Genomic DNA, 20397 nt, shown 5'->3' on the forward strand with positions numbered 1-20397 from the left:
CGCGTACAGGAAACACAGAAAAAAGCCCGCATCTAAACAGTGCGGGCTTTTTTTTCGGCATAAATTCAGGAGAGAATCAGAAATGCGAGTGCTGAAATTTGGCGGGACCTCAGTTGCAAATGCGGAAAGATTTTTGCGCGTTGCCGATATTATCGAAAACAATGCGCGTCAGGGACAGGTCGCGACCGTACTGTCTGCGCCAGCTAAAATCACCAATCATTTGGTTGCGATGATTGATAAGACCGTGGCGGGGCAGGACATCTCTCCTACCATGAGCGATGCCGAAGCTATCTTTGCCGATCTGTTACGCGGCCTGTCAGAAGCGCAACCGGGTTTTGCCTATGATCGTTTAAAGGCTCTGGTTTCCCATGAATTTGCGCAACTGAAACAAGTGCTGCACGGAATTTCCCTGTTGGGGCAATGTCCGGACAGCATTAATGCGGCGATTATCTGCCGTGGCGAGAAGCTATCCATCGCGATGATGGAAGCGGTATTTCAGGCCAAAGGTTACCCGGTGACGGTAATCAACCCGGTTGAGAAACTGTTGGCGCAGGGCCACTATCTGGAATCTACCGTTGATATTGCCGAATCTACTCGGCGCATCGCCGCCAGTGCGATTCCAAACGACCATATCATCCTGATGGCCGGTTTCACCGCCGGTAACGATAAAGGGGAACTGGTGGTTTTGGGGCGTAACGGCTCTGATTATTCCGCCGCGGTTCTGGCCGCCTGTTTACGCGCAGACTGTTGCGAGATATGGACTGACGTCGACGGTGTGTACACTTGCGATCCGCGCACCGTGCCCGACGCCAGATTGCTCAAGTCGATGTCTTACCAAGAGGCGATGGAACTGTCCTATTTTGGCGCCAAAGTTCTCCACCCCCGCACCATCGCTCCGATTGCCCAGTTCCAGATTCCCTGTCTGATAAAAAATACCTCTAACCCGCAAGCTCCCGGCACTTTAATCGGTGGCGATAACAGCGATGACGCTTATCCGGTGAAAGGTATTACTAACCTGAATAATATGGCGATGATTAACGTCTCAGGGCCAGGAATGAAAGGCATGGTCGGCATGGCAGCGCGGGTCTTTGCCGTGATGTCACGCAGCGGAATTTCCGTGGTGTTAATCACTCAATCCTCTTCTGAATACAGCATCAGTTTCTGCGTACCTCAGGGCGAGCTGGCGCGTGCTCGCAGGGCGCTGGAGGAGGAGTTTTACCTCGAATTAAAAGATGGTGTACTCGACCCGCTGGACGTTATGGAGCGGCTGGCGATTATCTCCGTTGTCGGCGATGGTATGCGTACTTTGCGCGGTATTTCAGCGCGCTTCTTCTCCGCGCTGGCGCGAGCCAATATCAATATTATCGCTATTGCACAAGGTTCTTCCGAACGATCCATTTCCGTGGTGGTGAATAATGATTCTGTGACCACCGGCGTGCGGGTTTGCCACCAAATGCTGTTTAATACCGATCAGGTTATTGAAGTGTTTGTGATTGGCGCAGGCGGCGTCGGCAGTGCGTTGATCGAGCAGATCCACCGTCAGCAGCCTTGGCTGAAGCAAAAGCATATTGATTTACGCGTCTGCGGGATTGCCAATTCTAAAGCGTTGCTGACCAATGTCCACGGCATTGATTTGGCGAACTGGCAGGAGCAACTGGGCGCGGCTCAGGAGCCTTTCAACCTGAGCCGTTTGATTCGTCTGGTTAAGGAGTATCATTTGCTGAATCCGGTTATTGTGGACTGTACTTCCAGTCAGGCCGTGGCCGATCAGTATGCCGATTTCTTGTCCGATGGTTTCCACATCGTGACGCCGAATAAGAAAGCCAACACCTCATCGATGAATTATTACCGCCAGCTCCGTGCTGCTGCGGCTAAATCCAGCCGTAAATTCCTGTACGACACCAATGTGGGCGCAGGCCTGCCGGTTATCGAGAATCTGCAAAACCTATTGAACGCCGGTGATGAGCTGGTGCATTTCTCCGGCATCCTTTCCGGTTCGCTGTCCTTTATCTTCGGTAAACTGGATGAAGGCATGTCGTTATCAGAAGCTACGCTGCAAGCCAAAGCTTTAGGTTATACCGAGCCCGATCCGCGCGATGATCTCTCCGGGATGGATGTTGCTCGTAAGCTATTGATTTTGGCTCGAGAAGCGGGTTACAAATTAGAACTGGCTGACATTGAAGTTGAATCCGTATTGCCACCATCTTTCGATGCCAGCGGCAATGTGGAAAGCTTCCTGAAACACCTGCCATCGCTAGACGCAGAGTTCGCTCGTCGGGTCGCTGATGCAACCGCGCAGGGCAAAGTGTTGCGCTATGTCGGCGTGATTGAAGACGGCCGCTGTCAGGTTCGTATGGATGCGGTCGATGACAACGATCCGTTGTATAAAGTCAAAAATGGTGAGAATGCGCTAGCCTTCTACACTCGTTACTACCAGCCAATTCCTTTGGTCTTACGTGGTTACGGTGCGGGTAACGATGTTACCGCAGCTGGAGTATTTGCCGATTTGTTACGCACATTATCCTGGAAGCTGGGAGTTTAATTATGGTTAAGGTCTATGCTCCGGCATCGATTGGCAATGTTAGCGTCGGTTTTGACGTGCTGGGTGCGGCGGTTTCACCCGTGGATGGCTCCTTGCTCGGCGATTGCGTTAGCGTAACGGCAGCAGACAGTTTCAGTTTGCAGAATGAAGGGCGCTTCGTCAGTAAGCTGCCTGTCGATCCAAAAGAGAATATCGTTTATCAGTGCTGGCAGCGTTTTTGTCAGGAAATAGGCAAGGAGATCCCGGTCTCAATGCGGTTGGAAAAAAATATGCCGATAGGTTCCGGCTTGGGCTCCAGCGCCTGTTCGGTCGTCGCCGGTTTAATGGCGATGAACGAATTTTGCGGCCAGCCACTGGATAAGGTCACTCTGCTTGGTCTGATGGGCGAGCTGGAAGGGCGGGTGTCCGGCAGCGTGCATTTCGATAACGTAGCGCCTTGCTATCTGGGGGGGCTACAGCTGATTTTGGAGCAAGCGGATTGCATTAGTCAGTCGGTGCCCGGCTTTGACGATTGGCTGTGGGTGATGGCTTATCCGGGAATTAAAGTTTCTACCGCTGAAGCGCGGGCGATTTTGCCTGCACAATATCGTCGGCAGGATTGCATCAGCCACGGGCGTAATCTGGCCGGTTTTATCCACGCCAGCCACACGCAGCAGCCTCTGTTAGCCGCTAAACTGATGAAAGATGTCATTGCGGAACCTTATCGTACGCAACTGCTGCCGGGCTTTGCCGCAGCGCGTCAGGCCGCACAGGATATTGGTGCACTGGCCTGCGGAATTTCCGGTTCCGGCCCAACCCTGTTTGCGGTGTGCAACGAAAGCGCCACCGCGCAACGCATGGCGGATTGGCTGCAAAAAAACTACCTGCAAAACGACGAAGGTTTTGTTCATATTTGCCGTCTGGATACCGCAGGCGCACGACTATTGGGATAACGCATGAAACTCTACAACCTTAAAGATCATAATGAGCAGGTCAGCTTTGCGCAGGCCATCAAGCAAGGCTTGGGTAAGAATCAGGGGCTGTTTTTTCCGCTGGAATTGCCAGAGTTTGAACTGACCGAAATTGATAACTTGCTAGATCAGGATTTTGTGACTCGCAGCAGCCGCATTTTATCCGCTTTTATCGGCGACGAAATAGCTCCTGAAACCCTGACCAAACGCGTTAAAGCCGCTTTTGAATTCCCGGCGCCAGTGGCTCCGGTCGAAAACGATGTCTCGATTCTGGAGCTTTTCCACGGCCCAACTTTGGCATTCAAAGACTTCGGCGCGCGCTTTATGGCGCAGATGCTGGCAGAAGTAGCCGGTGAGCAGCCCGTTACCATTTTGACCGCCACGTCTGGCGACACCGGTGCAGCGGTAGCTCATGCATTCTACGGTTTGAAAAACGTGCGAGTGGTGATTCTGTACCCGCGCGGTAAAATTAGCCCGTTGCAGGAAAAACTGTTCTGCACCTTGGGTGGCAACATTCATACCGTTGCTATCGAGGGTGATTTCGATGCCTGTCAGGCGCTGGTAAAACAGTCCTTTGATGACGAAGAGTTAAAACAAGAACTGCACCTTAACTCTGCTAACTCAATTAATATCAGCCGCTTGCTGGCTCAAATCTGTTACTACTTCGAGGCCGTGGCGCAGCTGCCGCAGGAAGCGCGTAACCAATTGGTGATTTCGGTACCGAGCGGTAACTTCGGCGATTTGACCGCAGGTCTGCTGGCGAAGTCTTTGGGGTTGCCGGTGAAACGCTTTATCGCCGCGACTAACGCTAATGACACTGTACCGCGCTTCCTGGTTAACGGTCAGTGGCAGCCTAAGGCTACCGTAGCAACTTTATCCAACGCGATGGACGTCAGCCAGCCGAATAACTGGCCGCGAGTAGAAGAGCTGTTCCGCCGTAAGATTTGGCAGTTGAAAGAACTGGGTCATGCAGCCATTAGCGATGAAGTGACCAAAGAAACCATGCGGGAACTGGCTGAAATGGGCTATATCTCTGAACCTCACGCCGCCATTGCTTACCGCGCGTTGCGCGATCAGCTGCAAGACGGCGAGTTCGGCCTGTTCCTCGGGACAGCGCATCCGGCGAAGTTTAAAGAGAGCGTAGAAGCGATTCTGGCGCAGGAATTACCGTTGCCGAAAGAGTTGGCTGTCAGAGCATCAATGCCATTGTTATCTCGTGATTTACCGGCAGATTACGATCAACTGCGCGCGTTCCTGATGGCATTACCGAAATAAGCTAGCGCGTTTTGCAAAATACAGCGAACTAACTAAAGCAGGAAAGGGCCGATTGGCCCTTTTCTATATGACTTTTATATATAAATAGTACATCAATCAGCTTAGTGCTGCTCGGGTCGTTTAAAGACCAGCTCGTTTTTCGCCGAGAGTCCCGAATCGAACTGATAGCCTTCCAGATTGAAATCCACCAATTGCTCGGTTTTACTCAACCGGTTCTGAATGATAAAGCGGCTCATCAACCCGCGGGCTTTTTTGGCGTAGAAACTGATAATTTTGTATTTACCGTTTTTCTCATCCAGGAATACCGGTTTGATGAGCGTACCGTTCAGTTTAGCCGGCTTTATTGCTTTAAAGTATTCATCCGAAGCCAGGTTAATCAGTACGTTATCGCCTTGCTGTTCCATCGCCTGATTCAGTTTCTCGGTCAGGGTATTCCCCCAAAAGGCGTATAAGTCCTTACCCTGTGAGTTAGCCAGTTTGGTGCCCATTTCCAGACGGTATGGCTGCATAAGATCCAACGGACGCAACAGGCCGTATAACCCGGAAAGCATACGCAAGTGCTTCTGAGCAAAGGCAAAATCTTCTTCGCTGAAATCCTGCGCCTGCATACCGGTGTAAACATCGCCTTTAAACGCTAGAATCGCCTGACGGGCATTTGCCGGCGTGAATTTCGGCTGCCATTCGCTAAAACGGGCGGCATTTAATCCAGCCAATTTATCGCTGATTTTCATCAGGCTGGCAATCTGGGGCGGAGTCAGTTCACGGCAAATCTCAATCAGAGCCTGAGACTGATCCAACAACTCGGGCTGAGTGTAGGTTTGGGTAGCCAATGGGCTTTGAAAATCGAGAGTTTTAGCCGGAGAGATAATAATAAGCATGACGACATCCTGTTTATCCAGATTGGCACACTGTAGCAAAAAGCGAGCGGTAACCAAACGAAGAATGGTCAATTGCTAAGATAGGAAGCATCGCATGGCTAAATCGTCTCAGCATCATGATAATGAACCAAGTTGTTATTAATCCACGGGGTTCAACGCCTTTTCGCAGGCGAAAACGGTTGCTCGGAGAAGTCGGCGCGACCGGTGTTTTTTTAAACAGTTGAACTGCCTTGCACCGGGGCTTCTGCGTGTTATTATCAAGAAAAGGCTGGGTTGCAGAATGCCAAAAGTTCATGCACAAACGATGAGAAACGACAACATGACCGATAAACTTACTTCCCTACGTCAATTGACTACCGTTGTAGCTGACACCGGGGACATTGCGGCGATGAAACTGTATCAGCCGCAAGATGCCACGACTAACCCCTCTCTGATCCTAAACGCGGCTCAAATTCCTGAATACCGTAAATTGATTGACGACGCTATCGCCTGGGCTCGCGAGCAAAGCAGTGATAAAGCGCAGCAAGTCATCGATGCGGGTGACAAGCTGGCCGTTAACATCGGTCTGGAAATTCTGAAGCTGATCCCAGGCCGTATTTCTACCGAAGTTGATGCGCGTCTGTCTTACGACACCGTTGCCAGCGTAGCAAAAGCCAAACGCCTGATTAAAATGTACGGTGATGCGGGCATCAGCAAAGACCGTATCCTGATCAAGCTGGCTTCTACCTGGCAGGGCATCCGCGCCGCCGAGCAGTTAGAGAAAGAAGGCATCAACTGTAACCTGACTCTGCTGTTCTCCTTCGCTCAGGCGCGTGCTTGTGCTGAAGCGGGCGTATATCTGATTTCTCCGTTTGTTGGTCGTATTCTGGACTGGTACAAAGCGAACGGCGACAAGAAAGAGTTCGCACCAAACGAAGATCCGGGCGTGATTTCCGTTAAAGAAATCTACCAGTATTACAAAAAACACGGCTACAAAACCGTGGTGATGGGCGCAAGCTTCCGTAATATTGGTGAAATCATCGAACTGGCTGGCTGTGACCGTCTGACCATCGCTCCAACTCTGCTGAAAGAGTTGGCGGAAAGCGAAGGCCCACTGGAGCGTAAACTGTCTTACACCGGCAACATTGCCGCTGCGCCAGCGCCGCTGACTGAGGCTGAGTTCTACTGGGAACACAACCAAGACCCAATGGCCGTTGAGAAACTGACTGACGGTATCCGCAAGTTTGCTGTCGATCAGGGCAAACTTGAGAAGATGATTGCCGATCTGCTGTAATTTTATACCGGCAGGCAACATTGAACGAAAAAGGTGGCGTAAGCCGCCTTTTTTACGTCTGAAGCTCGCCTATTTCTGCTCTGTGACGGAACAAAACTATACTTGATTCTGTGAGTTGAGAGGGTTGAGGTAATAGCGTCGCGTAGTATCATCCCGCCCACAGAGAAAGATTTTTTCATTGAGGTCGTTGTATGCATACATTGCGTGTAGGTTTAGTGTCCATTTCCGATCGGGCATCCAATGGGATTTATCAGGATAAAGGCCTGCCAGCGTTGGAAGACTGGTTAAAAAGTGCCTTAACGAGTGAATTTACCCTCGAAACCCGTTTAATCCCCGATGAGCAAACGCTGATAGAGCAAACCCTGTGTGAGCTGGTGGATGAAATGGGCTGCCATTTGGTGTTGACCACCGGCGGAACGGGCCCGGCGCGTCGCGATGTGACGCCGGATGCGACTCTGGCCATCGCCGATCGTCAAATGCCCGGTTTCGGCGAGCAAATGCGCCAAATCAGTCTACACTTTGTTCCCACAGCGATTTTATCCCGCCAGGTTGGCGTGATTCGCAAACAGGCGCTGATACTGAATTTGCCCGGCCAGCCTAAGGCGATAAAAGAAACGCTGGAAGGAGTAAAAGACGCGGAAGGCAACGTGTTGGTTCATGGGATTTTTGCCAGTGTCCCATATTGCATTCAATTGTTGGATGGCCCGTACATTGAAACCAACAGTCAGGTGGTAGCAGCATTCCGTCCTAAAAGTGCCTTACGTGATACAAAAATCTAAATTCATATAGTTTCTGACATAAGATACCATTCTAAGCATGTGAGGATTTTTGTACGGTATAGTAATTTTTACTTTACAAAGAGTTGTAATATTTTTAACTCAATACTCTGGCTTATCACGGTGTCTTATGGATCAACAGCACAATCGCCGATTGAATCGGCAAGATTATAAAACTCTGACGTTAGCCGCTTTGGGCGGAGCTTTAGAGTTTTATGACTTCATTATCTACGTATTTTTTGCCGCGATTATCGGTGAACTCTTCTTCCCTCCCGATATGCCTGAGTGGCTACGTCAGGTGCAGACCTTTGGTATTTTCGCCGCCGGTTATCTGGCGCGACCATTGGGCGGCATTATCATGGCGCACTTCGGCGATTTGGTTGGTCGTAAGAAGATGTTTAGCCTGAGTATTCTGTTAATGGCTTTGCCGACGCTGGCCATTGGTCTGCTACCAACTTATGCCACTATCGGTATTGCCGCACCGTTGTTACTGCTGCTGATGCGCGTATTGCAAGGCGCGGCTATCGGTGGAGAAGTTCCGGGCGCCTGGGTATTTGTGGCCGAGCATGTACCGCGTAAACGCGTTGGTTTTGCCTGCGGCACCTTAACCGCCGGGTTGACGGCGGGCATTCTGCTAGGCTCTCTGGTGGCTGCGGGGATGAAAACCACCATAAGCACCGAGGCAATGATGAACGGCGGCTGGCGTATTCCATTCTTCCTCGGCGGTATTTTCGGCCTGTTCGCTATGTATCTTCGCCGCTGGTTACAGGAAACGCCGATCTTTAAAGAGATGCAGGCGCAGAAAGCGCTGGCAGAGGGTTTGCCCTTGAAATCGGTCGTGGTTAACCATAAAAAAGAAATCGTGGTTTCGATGCTGCTGACCTGGGTGCTGTCCGCTGGAATCGTGGTGGTTATCCTGTTGACGCCAACCTATCTGGAAAAACAGTACGGCGTGATGTCGGCGCTGGCGATGCAGGCGAATAGCGTGGCGATTGTGGCGCTGGTCTGCGGCTGCATACTCTCTGGGCTGGCCATTGATCGCTTTGGCGCGAGTAAAACCTTTATCGTCGGCAGCGTGTTACTGGCGGTAGCGACTTGGTCGTTTTATCAGGCTGATTTAACCGATCCTGTCAAGCTGTTCACTCATTATACCTTTGCTGGATTTAGCGTGGGGATTGTCGGTGCGGTACCTTATGTGATGGTCCGGGCTTTTCCGGCAGAAATCCGGTTTACTGGAATTTCATTTTCCTACAATGTGGCATACGCCATTTTTGGCGGGTTGACACCTATTTTGGTCACGTTATTGATGAAAGTTACGCCTATGGCACCTGCCTATTATATGTTGCTGTTATCAGTGGTCGGGTTCCTGTTGGGGATATATTTACGTAATGATATTAATAGTGATCTGAATGTACAGTTGTCAAAGAGGGTTCTGGCTGAGTAGATAACCGCCAATTAGATGATTATTCTAAATAAATAGCCCATACATCATGGGCTATTTTTAACTCGTATAATTTAAAATTCGTGCTTGAAATTAAAACCAACTTTTTGCTTAACACGAGCTGAGGGTTGCGAAATAACTTCAGAAAATAATGTTCTAGCGCCTTGTTGTTGTAAATATCTTGCCAGCGCTCTAACCGCTGCGGTCCCCGCTCCTCTGACTGTACCGTCGCGATCGGGAAATAGGACATAATCTGGTAGTGTTGCTGATGCAACCAGTTCAACTTCATCTTTGCTGTTAAAACGGTCGGCAAGAACAACCGCGATAATTTTTCCCTGTAGTTTGACTACCACATAGATTTCACCGGGGCGTTGAAGCCTTAATCTACGATGGATAATACCTGTAACGATATGCCCAGCATGGAGGAGTCTACTGAGGGCGCTGTTATTTTCATTTGCGCCGGAATCCGCGCCGAAATCCGCGTTGGAATCTGCACTGGAATCCGCACTGGAACCTTTGATATCTTGTTCGATATGCGTTCCTTGGTACTGCATCCCCCATTGCGCGATAGTTTCACTCAGCTTTTTACGCATGGCTCGAGCATTCTTAACTTCACTATCTGAAAGCTTTTCTTCTTCTTCCGGTGTTAGCGTTGGGATTATCTCTATTTCGAATTCAGTATCATTTTGCACAACGGGCTCACCCTGCGAAATTATTATTGGAGGCGTATCTCTATAGACAAATGTCTCTAGTAATAGCTCGTAAATACCTAAGGGTAATAGCTCTATCTGAGAGGGCGACTCATCAGAAGAAGAAGAGAAACTATAATTTAAGTAATTGAGTTGAGCATAGTCAAATGCTGTTTTAATATGATCAAGCGTATTTTCTGTGTTTTTCTCAGCTATTTTTTCTTTTATAGACTGAACTAATCGATTCCCTGTCTCTTTATTTTCTACTGTAACACCTATATTTCCTGTCCGGATGATGGAATCTAGGATTCTGCCAAAAAATGCGGCATTCCAAGTTTCGGGACTATGACCGAATAATAAGGTGAAGTCAGTCATAATATCCAGCGTCCATTCAATACAGTGAGGTCTTATTTGACGTGTTTGACGAGAATTAAGTAGAGAGTAAAGAGACACTCTACAGGCTTTTGCTACAGCAGGAAGACTCAGTGCCTGACCATGTTGATTGGTGTCGATATAAGTTAATGTCATATAATGATCAAAAATTTCTTGTATTTGTAACGCTGGTGTTCTTGACGGCTTTTTCTTCAGTGGACTACTGCTTCCAGCAATATGTAAAGTTTTACCTTGTGTATTACTGCTAAAATATTTATCTGCACGGAATACAATACCATCCAATTGTTGACATGTATCTTGCATTAGATAGTTATAGATATTTAAAAAAGGAGTAAAGGCGCATAGTATTTTACTGGTTTGTGCCACATCTCTTTTTTCCAAATACTTATCGCCTGTATCTGCGGTGAGTATAGATTTTGCGAGAACTAAAGGATTATCTTTATTGTGGTTGGTTATGATTATTTCTGTATCTGTATCTGTATCTGTATCTGTAAATGATGAAGCATCATTATCCCAACCAAAAGAAATAATGGGAGAAATATCTACTAGATTACTCTCCAACATTTGCATGTATTGAAGTTGTATTGTGTCTTTTTTTATTTGTATAATAAAAGCTAAGTTATCGATATTGTTGTAGTGATCAAAATAAAACTTATTTTTCATTTTTCGATCAGAAAACATAACGCCCCTGTTACTTATGCTAATATTCGGGCCACCAGAAATTTTGATGCTATACTTATCGCCTCCATTCGTACCTTTACTATCAAACTCTAGTAGAACCTGTTTGTTTTGTAAGCGTTCATCAGTCCAGTATTGACCAAATGCTTTAGTGATGTTTATTTTATAGTTATTTATAACAACACATCGTTGATCACAATTAATACCTTCTTTTTCTGATGCTTTAATGCTAGTGATGACATTGCTCATTTCCAGCGCTTGTAAATCGCTGTCATTGACGCTCTCTGTTAACCCGAAAAAAGGAGGATTGTAATTATCATTCTTATATACAGTTGCGAGCATACCAGGCGGAATGCTGATGGATTTTATTCTATCATTAGGAATAGGTAATTCTTTTTGTCCAGATTCAATAATGATTTCTGGATCGCTATATAAATCTATTTTCTGATGTGATGCTAAACAAGTACTTTCACCTTGAAAATCATCCTCTGTATAAAAACAGATTGCAGGTTCTACCTGATATGAGCCTATTTTATTATATAATTCTAATGCTATTAACTCAGGTAGATTAATATCATGTTTCACTCTTGTTTTTGTACCAGAGAAATTAATGCCACTATAAAGGGTGAGCACCATACCTGGTGGGATAGAAATTGATGCTATCTCATTATCAAAGCCATCATTATAAATAGAGCCTGATTCCCTTTCTGCGGAGCAAAATGATTCCCCTTCAAATTTGTCGAGTTCATAAAAACAGACTTTTGTTTCGTCTGAATAGGATGGTTGCGATATTATTAATATGATGCTTGCTAATAGTCTTGTAACTATACGCATAGGCTCTCCCTTTGATGTTATTGATTTTTATGTTTCATATCATCGACAGGGTTTCAATACTATATGATGCGTATTTTCTTTGCTTTATCTATTTTTATTTCTCTATTTTATTATTTAGCAGTGCTAATTTGAGATTTATGTAATTTAGATTTAAATATAAAAAAGTAAAAATAAAAAAACTCCGAATATAAACATTCAGAGTTTTTGGGATATGAATTTTCAAGCAAACTGTAATTAAACTATCGGTTGCTTAGGCAAAGTCTAGCGTGGTTCGCCAATCGGTAACACTGTGCGACCATATTGTTCGTTCAATACTTCAGCCATTGCCAGATAAATCGCGCTGGCACCGCAGATGATGCCTTCAAAACCAGCGAACACCAGCAGCGAGTGATTACCGGTAAAGTTACCGATAGCCAACAGGGCAAACAGCAGTGTCAGGCTGGCAAACACGAATTGAAGCGCGCGGTTGGCTGGCAAGGTGCCGAAGAACATAAACAGGGTAAAGATGCCCCAGATCCCGAGGTAAACGCCAAGGAACTGTGCGTCAGTGGCTTCTGCCATACCCATTTTAGGAAGCATCAGCAAGCCGACCAGACTCAGCCAGAATGCGCCGTAAGAAGTAAATGCAGTCGCGGCAAAGGTATTCCCTTTTTTATATTCCAGCAGACCAGCCAGAATTTGTGCCAAACCGCCGTAAAAAATCCCCATGCTCAGGATAACGGAAGTCAGGGGGAAGAAGCCCGCGTTGTGCAGGTTGAGCAAGACGGTGGTCATCCCAAAGCCCATCAGGCCTAGCGGGCCAGGATTCGCCAACTTGTTGGTGTTCATAAGTCCTCTGCAATAACAGATTGCTAAAAAAATGGATAAATATCCGAATAAGTATAAATCGCCTGAATGAGTAAAAAGTCGTCTATTCCCTCAGTGCGCGCGGCATCATAATGATCTGTTCGACCGGAAACAATGATCTTGAGTGCGATAAAAAGTAATTTTTTTTCATCTCCCCCCTTGATGATGGTTTTCATGGCCCCATCTTATTCCCAACCGCAGTGACTAATCGTGGTTAGCGGAAAATTGTCAGTAAATATTTGGCAGTTGAAAATTAGAAATCCGCCCATATATAGATTAGTAACTTGACCGATTATGACTTTTTTCGTGGAGGCGTTTTAGATGGGTAAAATTATTGGTATCGACTTGGGTACTACCAACTCTTGTGTAGCAATTATGGATGGTACAAAAGCACGCGTGCTGGAAAACAGCGAAGGCGACCGCACAACGCCTTCTATCATCGCGTATACCCAAGATGGTGAAACTCTGGTTGGTCAACCTGCTAAGCGTCAGGCTGTTACTAACCCACAGAACACCCTGTTTGCAATCAAGCGTTTGATTGGTCGTCGTTTCCAGGACGAAGAAGCACAGCGTGATAAAGACATCATGCCGTACAAAATCGTTGCTGCTGATAACGGCGATGCATGGCTGGAAGTGAAAGGCCAGAAAATTGCACCACCGCAGATCTCTGCTGAAGTGCTGAAAAAAATGAAGAAAACGGCTGAAGATTATCTGGGCGAGCCAGTAACTGAAGCGGTTATTACTGTACCTGCATACTTCAACGATGCTCAGCGCCAGGCAACTAAAGATGCTGGCCGTATCGCGGGTCTGGAAGTGAAACGTATCATCAACGAACCAACCGCAGCGGCACTGGCCTACGGTCTGGATAAAGAAGTTGGCAACCGTACTATCGCGGTTTACGACTTGGGTGGTGGTACTTTCGATATCTCCATCATCGAAATTGATGAAGTTGACGGCGAAAAAACCTTCGAAGTTCTGGCAACCAACGGTGATACCCACCTGGGTGGTGAAGACTTTGATAGCCGCCTGATCAACTACCTGGTTGAAGAATTCAAGAAAGACCAAGGTATGGATCTGCGTACCGATCCGTTGGCGATGCAACGTCTGAAAGAAGCAGCAGAAAAAGCGAAAATTGAACTGTCTTCTGCACAACAGACTGATGTTAACTTGCCATACATCACCGCTGATGGCAGTGGTCCAAAACACATGAACATCAAAGTGACTCGTGCAAAACTGGAGTCACTGGTAGAAGACTTGGTTAACCGTTCTATGGAACCGCTGAAAGTGGCTCTGAAAGACGCAGGTCTGTCTGTATCTGACATTCAGGACGTTATCCTGGTCGGTGGTCAGACTCGTATGCCAATGGTTCAGAAGAAAGTTGCTGACTTCTTCGGTAAAGAACCACGTAAAGACGTGAACCCGGATGAAGCCGTTGCTATCGGTGCAGCAGTTCAGGGCGGCGTTCTGTCTGGTGAAGTAAAAGATGTGTTGCTGTTGGACGTTACTCCATTGTCTCTGGGTATCGAAACAATGGGTGGTGTGATGACTCCGCTTATCACTAAAAACACCACCATCCCTACTAAGCACAGCCAGGTGTTCTCTACTGCAGAAGACAATCAGTCTGCGGTAACCATCCATGTGCTGCAGGGTGAGCGTAAACGTGCGCAGGACAACAAGTCTCTGGGGCAGTTTAACCTGGATGGCATTCAGGCCGCGCCTCGCGGTATGGCACAAATCGAAGTTACCTTCGATATCGATGCCGACGGTATCTTGCATGTGTCTGCGAAAGACAAAAATACCGGTCGCGAGCAGAAGATCACCATTAAGGCATCTTCAGGTCTGAACGAGGAAGAAATCCAAAAAATGGTACGCGATGCGGAAGCTAACGCTGAAGCAGACCGTAAGTTTGAAGAGCTGGTTCAGACTCGCAACCAGGCTGACCACCTGATTCATGGCACTCGTAAACAGTTGGAAGAAGCTGGCGACAAACTGCCAGCAGAAGACAAAACTGCCATTGAAGATGCACTGAAAGCGCTGGAAGCAGCGGTTAAAGGCGAAGACAAAGCGGAAATCGAAGCGAAAACTCAGGCACTGGTCCAGGTTTCTGGCAAGTTGCTGGAAATGGCACAGCAGCAGCAGGCGGCAGCCGGCGAAGCGGGCGATGCCAGCGCGAAGAAAGAAGACGACGTTGTTGACGCCGAATTCGAAGAAGTAAAAGACAAAAAATAATAGCCCTTAAGCGGGCACAGCAGTGGTAAGAGATACTGTTGCTGGAAACCAGCACGGGCGTCGAGGAAACTCTACGCCCGTGCACGCATGTTAAGGGTAGGAAAAACAGAATGGCGAAGAGAGACTATTACGAGATTTTAGGCGTCCCCAAGACGGCGGATGAGCGTGAAATCAAAAAGGCCTATAAGCGCCTGGCGATGAAATTCCATCCGGATCGTAATCAGGAACAGGACGCCGAAGGTAAATTCAAAGAAGTTAAAGAAGCCTACGAAATCCTGACCGATGCGCAAAAGCGCGCTGCTTACGATCAATATGGCCATGCGGCTTTTGAACAGGGCGGTATGGGCGGCGGCGGCGGATTTGGCGGCGGCGCTGATTTTAGCGATATCTTTGGCGATGTATTTGGTGACATTTTTGGCGGCGGTCGTCGTCAGCAGCGCGCCAGTCGTGGTTCCGACCTGCGTTACAATATGGATTTGACGTTAGAAGAAGCGGTTCGTGGTGTAACCAAAGAAATCCGCATTCCAACGTTAGACGAGTGTGATGTTTGCCACGGCAGCGGAGCAAAACCAGGCAGTTCTCCGATCACTTGTCCGACTTGCCATGGTGCAGGTCAGGTACAGATGCGTCAAGGCTTCTTCACCGTGCAACAGGCGTGTCCTCATTGCCACGGCCGGGGCCAAATTATCAAAGATCCGTGCAACAAATGTCATGGTCATGGCCGCGTTGAAAAATCCAAAACCCTTTCGGTTAAGATCCCGGCGGGTGTGGATACCGGCGACCGTATCCGTTTAGCGGGCGAAGGTGAAGCTGGTGAACACGGCGCACCATCAGGCGATTTGTACGTTCAGGTTCAGGTGAAAGCTCACCCGATCTTCGAGCGTGAAGGCAATAATCTGTATTGCGAAGTGCCAATTAACTTTGCAATGGCAGCGCTGGGCGGTGAAATTGAAGTACCGACGCTGGATGGCCGGGTTAAACTGAAGGTTCCTGCGGAAACGCAAACCGGTAAATTATTCCGTATGCGCGGTAAAGGCGTTAAATCAGTTCGCGGGGGCAGCCAGGGTGACTTGCTGTGCCGTGTAGTCGTTGAAACGCCGGTAAGTTTGAGCGAGAAACAGAAACAGTTACTGCGTGAACTAGAAGAAAGTTTCGGTGGTGCAGCGGGCGAGAAAAACAGCCCACGCTCTAAAAGCTTCCTCGACGGTGTGAAAAAATTCTTTGATGATTTGACCCGTTAATCATAGAACCTATGATTAGGTAGTGGAAACTAAATCCCTGGTATATACCGGGGATTTTTTTCGCCAATACTTGCAGCTGCAACGTGATGTTAATCATTAATTGCTCGGTTTATCCGAGTGGTTAATGCAATAAAAACGACTATTTTCGAGTTAATAATTAGCCTAGAATTTGTAAATTATTTGCCAATCTCTTTGGTTGGTTTCTCTGTCCGATGTAGGGAGTATTCATTGTGACAAATATTATTCGCCAATTCTTACGACTAGAAGCGGCCGGGGGCATGATTTTGATCGTGGCCGCGGTGGTTGCTTTACTGATGGCTAACAGCCCACTACAGGGTATTTATCAAACGTTCTTAGACATTCCGGTCGCGGTAAAAATTGCGTCATTGGATATCAGTAAACCGCTATTGCTGTGGATTAATGATGGTTTAATGGCCATCTTCTTTTTGGTCGTTGGGCTGGAAGTTAAGCGCGAACTGATGGAAGGTTCTTTGGCTGGCCGTGATAAAGCGGTATTTCCGGCTATCGCGGCATTAGGCGGGATGTTGGCTCCGGCGTTGATTTATCTGTTATTTAACGGTGCAGATGAAGTTACCCGTCAGGGGTGGGCTATTCCAGCGGCAACGGATATTGCCTTTGCGCTCGGTGTGATGGCGCTATTGGGTAACCGCGTTCCAACCAGTTTGAAAGTGTTTTTACTGGCGCTGGCGATTATTGACGATCTGGGCGTCATTATTATCATCGCATTTTTTTATACTCAGGATGTTTCTCTGGCCGCATTGGGCGCGGCAGCCGCAGCGATTGCGCTCTTGGCTTATATGAACTGGCGCGGAGTCGGGAAAACCTCGGTTTATCTACTTGTCGGCCTGATTCTGTGGGTGAGTATTCTGAAATCCGGAGTTCATGCGACGCTGGCCGGTGTGATTGTCGGCTTTATGATTCCGTTGCATACCAAAGATAAGTCTTCACCTTCCGAATCTTTAGAGCACGGGCTGCATCCGTGGGTGGCTTATCTGATTTTACCGCTGTTTGCTTTCGCTAACGCGGGCGTATCTCTTGAAGGCGTTTCGCTTGCGGGACTGACGTCGTTGCTACCTTTGGGGATTGCCAGCGGGCTGTTTATTGGTAAGCCGTTGGGGATTTTCCTCTTCAGTTGGGTCGCGGTGAAGGTTGGCATCGCCAAACTGCCGGAATCCATTAATTTTAAACAGATTTTTGCAGTGTCAGTGCTGTGCGGTATCGGTTTTACTATGTCTATCTTCATTGCTTCACTGGCGTTCGAAGGTGGAAGCGAAGCTTTGAGCACTTACTCTCGCTTAGGTATATTGCTGGGTTCTACAGCCGCAGCGATTGTGGGATACACACTGCTACGCTTGGTTTTACCGAACAAAACGCCGGCCGTTACCGCAAAATAATTGTCGTAAATCATTAGAAGGAATAGGCCGAACTGCCGATGTAGTGCTCTTTTACAACGTCGGCAGTTTTGCTTGATGGGTTCCCGAGATCGCATTATGTTTTGATCTCAGAACAAAGGAAGTTGATCGCTCGGGAAATTGATCACCCTATCGGGCGATACGTTAAGGAGATCACTGCATGCGAATGTCACATATCAATTTTAACCACCTCTACTATTTTTGGCAGGTGTGTAAGGAAGGCTCGGTAGTTGGAGCGGCGGAAGCATTGTTTCTCACGCCACAGACCATTACTGGTCAGATTAAAGCCTTGGAAGAACGCTTGGGCGGGAAACTATTTAAACGCCAAGGGCGCGGGCTGGTACCTTCAGAGTTAGGCCAGTTGGTTTTTCGTTACGCCGATAAAATGTTCATGCTTAGCCATGAAATGCTGGATATCGTTAATTACCGTAAAGAATCTAACCTGCTGTTTGACGTCGGCGTGGCCGATGCGTTATCCAAACGATTGGTTAGCCGAGTATTAGAAACCGCCGTGGTGGATAACGAGCAGATACATTTACGCTGCTTCGAATCTACCCACGAAATGTTGTTAGAGCAGTTAAGTCAGCACAAGCTGGATATGATCTTGTCTGACTGTCCGGTAGATTCCAGCCAACAAGAAGGGCTGTTTTCCGTTAAGCTGGGCGAGTGCAGCGTGAGTTTTTATTGCCGTCAGCCAATACCGGAAGCGCCTTTTCCTGCGTGTTTGCAGGAGCGTCGTTTGTTAATCCCAGGTCGCCGTTCTATGCTTGGGCGCAAGTTACTGAACTGGATAAACAGCAAAGGAATTCAGGTTGAGATTCTGGGCGAGTTTGATGATGCCGCATTGATGAAGGCGTTTGGGGTCTATCACAATGCAATTTTTGTCGCGCCATCTATGTATGCCGATGATATCTTTTCAAATGAACAGGTTGTGGAAATCGGGCGTTTAGATAATGTGCATGAAGAATATTACGTTATCTTTGCAGAACGAATGATTCAGCATCCTGCGGTACAGCGTGTGTGTAATAAAGATTTCACGTCATTATTTAACAGTTGAAAGCTCAGTGGTTAAAGTTTAATCGCTGGGCATTTAATAGCCGAAAGTTTGACTGTTGATGATTTAACCGCTGAAAGTCGGTTTGATAGATAAGAACGTAGTCAGCAAAGAGGATGCTCTATCAGATTATCGGGTAGGATAAACTGGTAGGGCGACCTAAGATTTGAATCTGTGACCAAATTGCAGATATAAAAAAACCGGCCTAGGCCGGTCTTTTTACAAGCAGTCAACTTAATGCATTACTGCATTGCGTTGATTTGCGCTGTCAGGTTTGACTTATGACGCGCTGCTTTGTTTTTGTGGATCAGACCTTTACAGGACTGACGATCCACAATTGGTTGCATTTCATTAAATGCTTTTTGCGCCGCGTCTTTATCGCCAGCTGCAATTGCCGCATATACCTTCTTAATGAAGGTACGCACCATTGAGCGACGGCTAGCGTTATGCTTGCGGCGTTTCTCAGACTGTACGGCGCGTTTCTTAGCTGATTTGATATTAGCCAAGGTCCAACTCCCAAATATATTCTATTGAGGACAATTCAAAGGCCGAGGAATATGCCCTTTTTGCCTTCGTTTGTCAATGGATTTGTGCAAATAAGCGCCGTTTGTACGGGCGGCACTTGCTACGTTGTGATGGAGCGGGATTTTACCAGCTTCGAGCGGTGGAATACAGTCTTTCGAAAGAAAATTCCACCGGCCTCACCTATTAAGCCTTCGGCGATGGTTTTTGCAAAAGTCTTAACGGGGGGTCTGTATCCAACTGCTCGCGCATTCTACAGGATAAACTGGCGTAAAAGTGTTTTAACTGCGTATTATCGGTAAATTGCTATGACTATTGGAGTAAAGGTGCCAATCGCGGGTTAACCTTAACCGCTGTACAAGGTATAATCCGGCGATTTCCACTGTTTTGAGCCAGCTATGGAGCTAATTCGCGGTATACATAATATCCGGGCACGCCACCATGGTTGCGTGCTAACTATCGGTAATTTCGACGGTGTCCATCGTGGGCATCTGGCATTACTGGAGCAACTCAAGCGCGAAGGTCAGCGCTTAGGGCTACCGGTAATGGTGATGATATTTGAGCCGCAGCCTTTGGAACTATTCGCAGCGGAAAAAGCACCGGCCCGGTTAACGCGTTTACGTGATAAAGCCAAATATTTGGCACAGGCCGGCGTTGACTACTTATTGTGCGTTAAATTTGAACCGCGTTTTGCTGCCAATATGGCCCAGACCTTTGTGGCTCAGTTACTGGTAGAAAAGCTCGGCGTTAAGTTTCTGGCGGTTGGGGATGATTTTCGCTTTGGCGCTGGGCGTCAGGGGGATTTCCGACTGTTGCAGCAGGCTGGTGCCGAGTACGGTTTCGATGTTATCAGCACCGACAGTTTCTGTGACGGTGGCTTACGCATTAGCAGCACGGCGATTCGTCAGGCGCTGCATGATGACGATTTGTCACTGGCAGAAACGTTGCTTGGGCACCCTTACAGCATTTCTGGACGGGTTGTTCATGGTGATGAGCTGGGGCGAACCATTGGTTTTCCTACGGCGAATTTACCGTTAAAACGTTTAGTCGCTCCGGTCAAAGGAGTGTACGCGGTTGAAGTGTATGGCTTGGATCCAGAGCCGTTACCCGGCGTTGCCAATATCGGCACGCGGCCGACCGTTGCCGGCATTCGCCAGCAGCTGGAGGTTCATCTGCTTGATGTAACTATGGATCTTTATGGGCGCCACATTGATGTGGTGCTGCGCGCAAAATTGCGTGATGAACAGCGGTTTGCTTCCCTCGATGCTTTGAAGCAGCAAATCGCCAATGATGTGGTGACGGCCCGAAATTTCTTCGGGCTAAAGACACCGGTTTAATATTTC

General features: G+C 47.8%; 16 protein-coding genes and 1 other annotated feature (1 of these 17 only partly in view). Of the genes, 11 read left to right on the forward strand and 5 right to left on the reverse strand.

Annotated elements, in window-relative coordinates; translation table 11 throughout:
• Positions 1 to 56: a sequence feature (Thr leader region), on the forward strand; it begins 62 nt to the left of the window's first position.
• 26 nt (positions 57 to 82) lie between these two features.
• From thrA to thrC, 3 genes are read left to right on the forward strand one after another with little or no spacing between them, the layout of a single operon-like run.
• A complete protein-coding gene (thrA, locus tag DBA33_RS00335; protein ID WP_064516319.1) occupies positions 83 to 2542 on the forward strand; it encodes a bifunctional aspartate kinase/homoserine dehydrogenase I in 2460 nt (819 codons plus the stop codon).
• 2 nt (positions 2543 to 2544) lie between these two features.
• Positions 2545 to 3474, forward strand: a complete 930-nt coding sequence (thrB, locus tag DBA33_RS00340) for a homoserine kinase (protein ID WP_120805188.1) — start codon at positions 2545 to 2547, stop codon at positions 3472 to 3474.
• A gap of 3 nt (positions 3475 to 3477) precedes the next feature.
• Complete coding sequence (thrC, locus tag DBA33_RS00345) at positions 3478 to 4767, forward strand: threonine synthase (protein WP_064516323.1); 1290 nt, start codon at positions 3478 to 3480, stop codon at positions 4765 to 4767.
• A 101-nt stretch (positions 4768 to 4868) separates the two neighbouring features.
• Here thrC and yaaA read toward each other — a convergent pair whose 3' ends face one another.
• Complete coding sequence (gene yaaA, locus DBA33_RS00350) at positions 4869 to 5645, reverse strand: peroxide stress protein YaaA (RefSeq protein WP_064516325.1); 777 nt, start codon at positions 5643 to 5645, stop codon at positions 4869 to 4871.
• Positions 5646 to 5964: 319 nt separating this feature from the next.
• Between yaaA and tal the strand changes: the two genes are divergently transcribed.
• The 3 genes from tal to DBA33_RS00365 all read left to right on the forward strand — a co-directional run bounded on the left by tal (position 5965) and on the right by DBA33_RS00365 (position 9138).
• Positions 5965 to 6918 (forward strand): transaldolase, encoded by a 954-nt coding sequence (tal, locus tag DBA33_RS00355; RefSeq protein ID WP_064516327.1) that lies wholly within the window; start codon positions 5965 to 5967, stop codon positions 6916 to 6918.
• Positions 6919 to 7109: 191 nt separating this feature from the next.
• Complete coding sequence (gene mog, locus DBA33_RS00360) at positions 7110 to 7697, forward strand: molybdopterin adenylyltransferase (RefSeq protein ID WP_064516329.1); 588 nt, start codon at positions 7110 to 7112, stop codon at positions 7695 to 7697.
• 127 nt (positions 7698 to 7824) lie between these two features.
• Positions 7825 to 9138, forward strand: a complete 1314-nt coding sequence (locus tag DBA33_RS00365; protein ID WP_064516331.1) for an MFS transporter — start codon at positions 7825 to 7827, stop codon at positions 9136 to 9138.
• 71 nt (positions 9139 to 9209) lie between these two features.
• Here the strand turns inward: DBA33_RS00365 and DBA33_RS00370 are convergent, their stop codons facing one another.
• The 3 genes from DBA33_RS00370 to DBA33_RS20580 form a co-directional block, all read right to left on the reverse strand.
• Entirely contained in the window at positions 9210 to 11729 is a 2520-nt protein-coding gene (locus tag DBA33_RS00370; RefSeq protein WP_120805190.1) for a GNAT family N-acetyltransferase, read from the reverse strand.
• Positions 11730 to 11990: 261 nt separating this feature from the next.
• On the reverse strand, positions 11991 to 12557 hold the full coding sequence (gene satP, locus DBA33_RS00375; protein ID WP_004721110.1) for an acetate uptake transporter: 567 nt from the start codon (positions 12555 to 12557) through the stop codon (positions 11991 to 11993).
• A gap of 23 nt (positions 12558 to 12580) precedes the next feature.
• Entirely contained in the window at positions 12581 to 12751 is a 171-nt protein-coding gene (locus DBA33_RS20580) for a hypothetical protein (protein WP_158513766.1), read from the reverse strand.
• A 145-nt stretch (positions 12752 to 12896) separates the two neighbouring features.
• Here DBA33_RS20580 and dnaK point away from each other — a divergent pair, with 145 nt between their 5' ends.
• The 4 genes from dnaK to nhaR all read left to right on the forward strand — a co-directional run bounded on the left by dnaK (position 12897) and on the right by nhaR (position 18535).
• Positions 12897 to 14804 (forward strand): molecular chaperone DnaK, encoded by a 1908-nt coding sequence (gene dnaK, locus DBA33_RS00380; protein ID WP_120805192.1) that lies wholly within the window; start codon positions 12897 to 12899, stop codon positions 14802 to 14804.
• A gap of 110 nt (positions 14805 to 14914) precedes the next feature.
• Positions 14915 to 16045 (forward strand): molecular chaperone DnaJ, encoded by a 1131-nt coding sequence (gene dnaJ / locus DBA33_RS00385; RefSeq protein ID WP_064516337.1) that lies wholly within the window; start codon positions 14915 to 14917, stop codon positions 16043 to 16045.
• A 230-nt stretch (positions 16046 to 16275) separates the two neighbouring features.
• The gene (nhaA, locus tag DBA33_RS00390) at positions 16276 to 17460 is read left to right on the forward strand and encodes a Na+/H+ antiporter NhaA (protein ID WP_064516339.1); all 1185 of its coding nucleotides are present in this window, start codon (positions 16276 to 16278) and stop codon (positions 17458 to 17460) included.
• 178 nt (positions 17461 to 17638) lie between these two features.
• Complete coding sequence (gene nhaR, locus DBA33_RS00395; RefSeq protein WP_049598937.1) at positions 17639 to 18535, forward strand: transcriptional activator NhaR; 897 nt, start codon at positions 17639 to 17641, stop codon at positions 18533 to 18535.
• Between the two features lie 239 nt (positions 18536 to 18774).
• Here nhaR and rpsT read toward each other — a convergent pair whose 3' ends face one another.
• On the reverse strand, positions 18775 to 19038 hold the full coding sequence (gene rpsT / locus DBA33_RS00400) for a 30S ribosomal protein S20 (RefSeq protein ID WP_049598935.1): 264 nt from the start codon (positions 19036 to 19038) through the stop codon (positions 18775 to 18777).
• A 414-nt stretch (positions 19039 to 19452) separates the two neighbouring features.
• Here rpsT and ribF point away from each other — a divergent pair, with 414 nt between their 5' ends.
• Positions 19453 to 20391 carry a bifunctional riboflavin kinase/FAD synthetase gene (ribF, locus tag DBA33_RS00415; protein WP_064516341.1) on the forward strand — a complete coding sequence of 313 codons (939 nt, stop codon included), beginning with the start codon at positions 19453 to 19455 and terminating at the stop codon, positions 20389 to 20391.
• Positions 20392 to 20397: the final 6 nt, after the last annotated feature.

It is taken from the genome of Yersinia sp. IP36721 (assembly GCF_003634395.1).
GTDB lineage: Bacteria > Pseudomonadota > Gammaproteobacteria > Enterobacterales > Enterobacteriaceae > Yersinia > Yersinia entomophaga.